Origin of the sequence: Paenibacillus sp. OT2-17 (genome assembly GCF_009827695.1) — a bacterium.
GTDB lineage: Bacteria > Bacillota > Bacilli > Paenibacillales > Paenibacillaceae > Paenibacillus > Paenibacillus polymyxa_B.
Genome location: NZ_WUDQ01000242.1, coordinates 1 through 5,318 on the forward strand (window position 1 = coordinate 1; position 5,318 = coordinate 5,318).

Consider the following 5,318-nt stretch of genomic DNA (forward strand, 5'->3'; position numbering starts at 1 on the left):
AAGTCCATAACAGTCCACGTTCCATATGACGTGATTCCGCTATATACGAAAATCCAAACCCTATATAAACGGTACCAAGGAATAGTATAGCTACCGTTTGAATCGGGATTTTATTTTTCGTTCCTACCGTGATGATCATAAAAGCTATCATTACCAGCCAAAGCATACTGGCAATGGGTAAGGGTGAGTGCAAACCAAAAGATTCATATGGGAATATAAAAGCAAATATGCTTACGTATCCAAGTATTGCTGTACCTCCAAAAGGAGATACCTGCGTCATTCGTGCGAACTCATAAAATCCGATTAGGGCCATCGCCAATATAAGCAAATGGTAGGCCAAGCCGCCCCACAGGACCATCGCCAAAAAGAATATGCCTGCCAGAATACCGGTAATTAATCTCTGTCTCAACGGCTTTCATCCTCCATTTACTTCAGTCCGCCATACCGCCGTGTTCTTTGCTGATATTCGATCACTGCTTCGTATAAGTGTTCTTTCTTAAACTCAGGCCAATAAATATCAGTAAACCACAACTCACTGTAGGCAAGCTGCCAGAGCATAAAATTACTAAGTCTAAGCTCACCGCTTGTTCGAATCAGTAAATCAGGGTCTGGCATACCACTAGAAAGCAACGTATTACCGATCAGCTCAGATGTTATATCTTCTGTTTTAAGCTTCCCATCCGCAATTTGACGCCCCAATGTTTGCATGCATTCTGTGATTTCCAACCGACTTCCATAATTTAATGCGAAATTAAGAACAAGTCCGGTATTATTTTCAGTTCGTCGAGTCGCTTCAGTCAGTGCCTCAACGGTATGGGAAGGTAAATGTTCCTTGTTTCCCATCATACGCACCTGCACATTTTTTTCAATCAACTCATCTAGCTCAATAGCCAAAAATTCCTGCGGTAAGCGCATTAGAAAATCAACTTCATCCTTTGGACGCGTCCAATTTTCAGTTGAAAATGCAAACAAAGTCAAATACTTAATACCCAGTTCATCCGCCGCAATTGCTGTGCGTTTCACTGCCTTCATTCCATTTTGGTGCCCTACAATCCGCGGCATTCCAATCCGTTTGGCCCATCTGCCGTTCCCATCCATGATGACAGCAACATGCTGCGGAATATTGTCTTTTGAAATGGCCGGTGTTTGCTGTTTTTGTTCCCCGTTCCACCAAGACCGAACCCGTTTGATCATTCCAGTTCCTCCAGCATTCTCTGAAAATGTGCCTCAGGCTTGAAAAGAGACAAACCCCACCGTAAGGGAGGGGCTGCCAATCTTTTAAACTTCCATAATTTCTTTTTCTTTTGCAGCTAAAACTTTATCCACTTCAGCAATAAATTTATCAGTTGTTTTCTGGATATCTTCCTGATATTTACGAGATTCGTCCTCGGAAATATCACTTTTCTCCATTTTTTTGATGTCATCATTTGCATCACGACGAATGTTACGAATAGCGACCTTCGCTTCTTCACCGTTCTTTTTCGTCAACTTCACCAAGTCAGTTCTGCGCTCCTCCGTCAAAGCAGGAATGCTCAGACGAATGGTGTTGCCATCATTCGAAGGTGTCAAACCTAAATCGGATTTTTGTATAGCGCGCTCGATATCGGCCAAGGAAGATTTGTCCCAAGGCTGAATCATCAAGGTCCGGCTGTCAGGTGTATTGACATTCGCCAGCTGGTTGACTGGAGTCATTGCACCATAATACTCTACCTGCACACGGTCCAGTAAAGCTGGTGTCGCCCGTCCTGCACGCAAAGATGCAAGATCACGTTGCAATGCTTGGATTGCTTTTTGCATGCGCTCCTCAGCACTCTTTTTCACAGATTGTGGCATTAATTTACACTCCCTTTGACGATCGTACCAATTTTCTCACCCAGCACGACACGTTTAATGTTACCTTGCTCTGTAATAGCAAAGACAATCAACGGAATATTGTTATCCATGCACAACGAGGAAGCAGTAGAATCCATGACACCGAGATTTTTGTTGAGCACATCCAAATACGTAAGCTGCTCATATTTCTCAGCTGTGCTATCTTTAAACGGATCAGCAGAATATACACCATCCACTTTATTTTTAGCCATCAGAATCACTTCCGCTTCAATCTCAGCGGCACGCAGTGCAGCTGTAGTATCAGTCGAGAAGAACGGATTACCTGTACCTGCTGCAAAAATTACAACCCGACCTTTTTCCAAATGACGGATAGCTCTACGGCGGATGTATGGTTCTGCAATCTGTTGCATCGCAATGGATGTTTGTACACGCGTAGGTACTTCAATCTGTTCCAAAGCATCCTGTAAGGCCAGTGAGTTCATCACTGTTGCCAGCATACCCATGTAATCTGCCGTGGCCCGGTCAATTCCGTTGGCACTTCCAGCAATACCACGCCAGATGTTACCGCCACCACACACGATAGCAACTTCTACTCCCAGTTCCACCACATCTTTGACTTGTTCAGCAATGGACGCAATCGTATCCGCATCAATACCGTAACCGTTAGGGCCTGACAGCGATTCACCACTAACTTTCAGGACAACACGCTTAAACACAGGTTTTTCCAAATGATCACCCTCCAATATCATTTATACTTTATGTAACAGGATAGGTGTCCTGTTGCAAGAAAAGGAACACTGATGTGTTCCATTTCCGTTTTTTATATGCAATTACCGTTCGTTGGTAATTATTGTTTCACTTGAGACATAACTTCTTCGTAGAAGTTGTCTTCTTTTTTCTCCAGACCTTCACCCAGTTCAAAACGAACAAAGCGACGCAGGGAGATGTTTTCGCCAATTGTACTGATTTTTTCGTTGATAAGCGTGGAGATTGTTTTGTCCGGATCTTTGATGAAAGATTGATCCAGCAAACAGAACTCTTCATAGAACTTACCAATGCGGCCTTCAACCATTTTCTCAACGATTTTCTCTGGTTTACCTTCGTTCAGAGCTTGTGCTTTCAGGATTTCTTTTTCTTTTTCGATTTCTTCCTGTGGCACTTCTTCACGACGGACATAACGAGGGTTCGATGCAGCGATATGCATTGCAATGTCGCGTACAAAATCTCTGAACTGGTCTGTTTTAGCTACGAAGTCTGTTTCGCAGTTTACTTCTACCAGTACGCCGATACGGCCGCCAGCATGAATGTAGGATTCAACAACACCTTCAGTAGCAATACGACCTGCTTTGTTGGCTGCAGCTGCAAGTCCTTTTTCGCGCAGAACTTCAACCGCTTTTGTCAAATCACCGTTTGCTTCTTCAAGCGCTTTTTTACAATCCAGCATTCCTGCGCCTGTTTTTTCACGAAGCTCTTTTACTGCGCTAGCATTAACTGCCATATTATTTCCCTCCAAATTTGATTTTCAGTGGTATACCGTGCTTTATTCCTTAAAAAAAGGGTAGTGAGAGGTTATACACCTGCCAACCACCCTTTTCATTTAATTCATATAGGTATTTCCTAATGGAAATATTATGCTGTAGTTTCTTCGCCTTGGTTTGCTTCCATAACTGCATCAGCCATTTTACCTGTCAGCAATTTAACAGCGCGGATTGCGTCGTCATTACCTGGGATAACATAGTCGATTTCGTCTGGATCGCAGTTTGTATCAACGATACCAACGATTGGGATACCCAATTTGCGAGCTTCAGCAACCGCGATACGTTCTTTGCGTGGATCAATGATGAACAGAGCACTCGGAAGGCCCTTCATGTTTTTGATACCGCCCAAGAATTTTTCAAGACGATCTTTTTCTTTGCGAAGAATGATAACTTCTTTTTTAGGAAGAACTGCAAATGTACCGTCTTCTTCCCAAGCTTCCAGTTGTTTCAAACGGTCAATACGTTTTTGAATCGTTTGGAAGTTAGTCAGCGTACCACCCAACCAACGTTGGTTAATGTAGAATTGACCAGCGCGTGCTGCTTCTTCTTTAACGGAATCTTGTGCTTGTTTCTTCGTGCCTACGAACAGAATTGTACCATTCTCAGCTGCAATGCTTTTTACGAAGTTGTAAGCTTCCTCAACCTTTTTCACTGTCTTTTGCAAGTCAATGATGTAAATACCGTTTCTTTCAGTGAAGATATAACGATCCATTTTCGGGTTCCAGCGACGTGTTTGGTGACCAAAGTGAACCCCAGCTTCCAAAAGCTGTTTCATGGAGATTACTGCCATCTTCACGCACCTCCTAAGTTTGGTTTTTTGTGTGTCCTCCGCCGACATCATTTTTCATAAAGACTTTCCATTGGAAAGCACCCTCTATAAAATTAACCGACGTGCGTTTTTAACACCGTCAATTAATATACCATAACACTTGCATCGTTGCAACCAACTTTTCGACAATAGTTGGAACAACGCAAAATGTGACGTTTTACGCCTCTTATGGAACTTGTCAGCATGAATAAAAGCCGTCCACTTCCCGGTCTGGTCAGTTGGACGGCTTTTTCGTAATTTTAGTAATAATAGAACTGAAATCCTCACCTTTAGCAAACTGATAGGTACCGGTACGAATTTTGGTATTGATTTTTTCGGCCTTCGCTGCTGCCTCGAATGCACTAGCATCAGATACGACCCCTGCCCGTTGCAATCCTGATGCCACACTTCTCAAATTGCTTCCCGATGCAATGCTATACTGCACTTGTGGGGTGGCAGGCTGCTTGGGGATATCGGGAGTCGGTGTAGTGCCGGATCTTTGAGTTTGCGGCTTATTCGGACTTTGTGGAACCGATGTGCTAGTCGAAGGTTTAGACGCAGTCGAGGATGTGCTGTTTGCAGGTGCCTTTGGTGTTGCCGGCGTTTGAGCTGGTTTAGCCTTTTGGGGTGCAACCGGAGTTTTATTACCTTCCTTGATCACCTTATTACGCCATTCCTCTTCTGTCATTTTCGGATCAGAGCTGTCACTGATCTGAAGATTTAATTCGGCTGCTGCCTTTTCTAACTGCTCTCGCGTCATGTTTTTCGGGTCTGTGGAAGATTGCTGTGATTGTCCCTGACCGATCATTGCCAATTGCAACAGCAATGCCCCCGTTATCAGACCAGTACCCATGCCTAGCATAAATGAACGGTTTTTGATCACGTTACATCCTCCCGCTCCGCGAGTTGCAATATGAGCTGTACTTCACCCCGTTGAATGCCTGATTGCTTGGCTATATAGTCCACTGACTTGCCTTGCTCATGCAGCGCAAACAACTCTTGATAACGATCACGGATGGACTCTGCTTCCTGCTCAGTTTCAGGGTCTTGTAATACCGTCTGCTCCTCCATAGTTATGAGGGGAGCTTCTGAACCAGAGTAGCCTTCCTGCACAGACATTCCAGGTTGCGGACTTTGAC

8 protein-coding genes are annotated in these 5,318 nt (G+C 44.0%); all 8 read right to left on the reverse strand.

All coding sequences use genetic code 11. From position 1 onward, the window contains the following. A partial coding sequence (locus GRP75_RS18515) for a phosphatidate cytidylyltransferase (RefSeq protein WP_160790006.1) occupies nucleotides 1-409 on the reverse strand: 409 nt, incomplete at its 3' end. 17 nt (nucleotides 410-426) lie between these two features. Next, on the reverse strand, nucleotides 427-1,194 hold the full coding sequence (locus GRP75_RS18520) for an undecaprenyl pyrophosphate synthase (protein WP_023988210.1): 768 nt from the start codon (nucleotides 1,192-1,194) through the stop codon (nucleotides 427-429). Between the two features lie 84 nt (nucleotides 1,195-1,278). Further along, nucleotides 1,279-1,833: a ribosome recycling factor gene (frr, locus tag GRP75_RS18525; RefSeq protein WP_023988209.1), complete on the reverse strand. Its 555-nt coding sequence runs from the start codon at nucleotides 1,831-1,833 to the stop codon at nucleotides 1,279-1,281. Beyond that, nucleotides 1,833-2,561: a UMP kinase gene (gene pyrH, locus GRP75_RS18530; RefSeq protein ID WP_013309918.1), complete on the reverse strand. Its 729-nt coding sequence runs from the start codon at nucleotides 2,559-2,561 to the stop codon at nucleotides 1,833-1,835. The genes frr and pyrH overlap by 1 nt, the downstream gene beginning before the upstream one ends. A 119-nt stretch (nucleotides 2,562-2,680) precedes the next feature. Then, nucleotides 2,681-3,331: a translation elongation factor Ts gene (gene tsf / locus GRP75_RS18535; RefSeq protein WP_160790007.1), complete on the reverse strand. Its 651-nt coding sequence runs from the start codon at nucleotides 3,329-3,331 to the stop codon at nucleotides 2,681-2,683. Nucleotides 3,332-3,462: 131 nt separating this feature from the next. After that, a complete protein-coding gene (gene rpsB / locus GRP75_RS18540; RefSeq protein ID WP_013309916.1) occupies nucleotides 3,463-4,161 on the reverse strand; it encodes a 30S ribosomal protein S2 in 699 nt (232 codons plus the stop codon). A 253-nt stretch (nucleotides 4,162-4,414) separates the two neighbouring features. Then, nucleotides 4,415-5,062, reverse strand: a complete 648-nt coding sequence (locus GRP75_RS18545; RefSeq protein WP_160790008.1) for an endolytic transglycosylase MltG — start codon at nucleotides 5,060-5,062, stop codon at nucleotides 4,415-4,417. After that, nucleotides 5,059-5,318 (reverse strand): DUF6115 domain-containing protein (locus GRP75_RS18550; protein WP_483311096.1); only part of this gene is annotated, 260 nt, incomplete at its 5' end. The genes GRP75_RS18550 and GRP75_RS18545, both read right to left, overlap by 4 nt.

Coding starts and splice junctions, on each gene's coding strand:
- rpsB (WP_013309916.1), bottom strand. CDS start 4,161: ATGGCAGTAATCTCCATGAAACAGCTTTTGGAAGCTGGGGTTCACTTT.
- GRP75_RS18520 (WP_023988210.1), bottom strand. CDS start 1,194: ATGATCAAACGGGTTCGGTCTTGGTGGAACGGGGAACAAAAACAGCAA.
- frr (WP_023988209.1), bottom strand. CDS start 1,833: ATGCCACAATCTGTGAAAAAGAGTGCTGAGGAGCGCATGCAAAAAGCA.
- tsf (WP_160790007.1), bottom strand. CDS start 3,331: ATGGCAGTTAATGCTAGCGCAGTAAAAGAGCTTCGTGAAAAAACAGGC.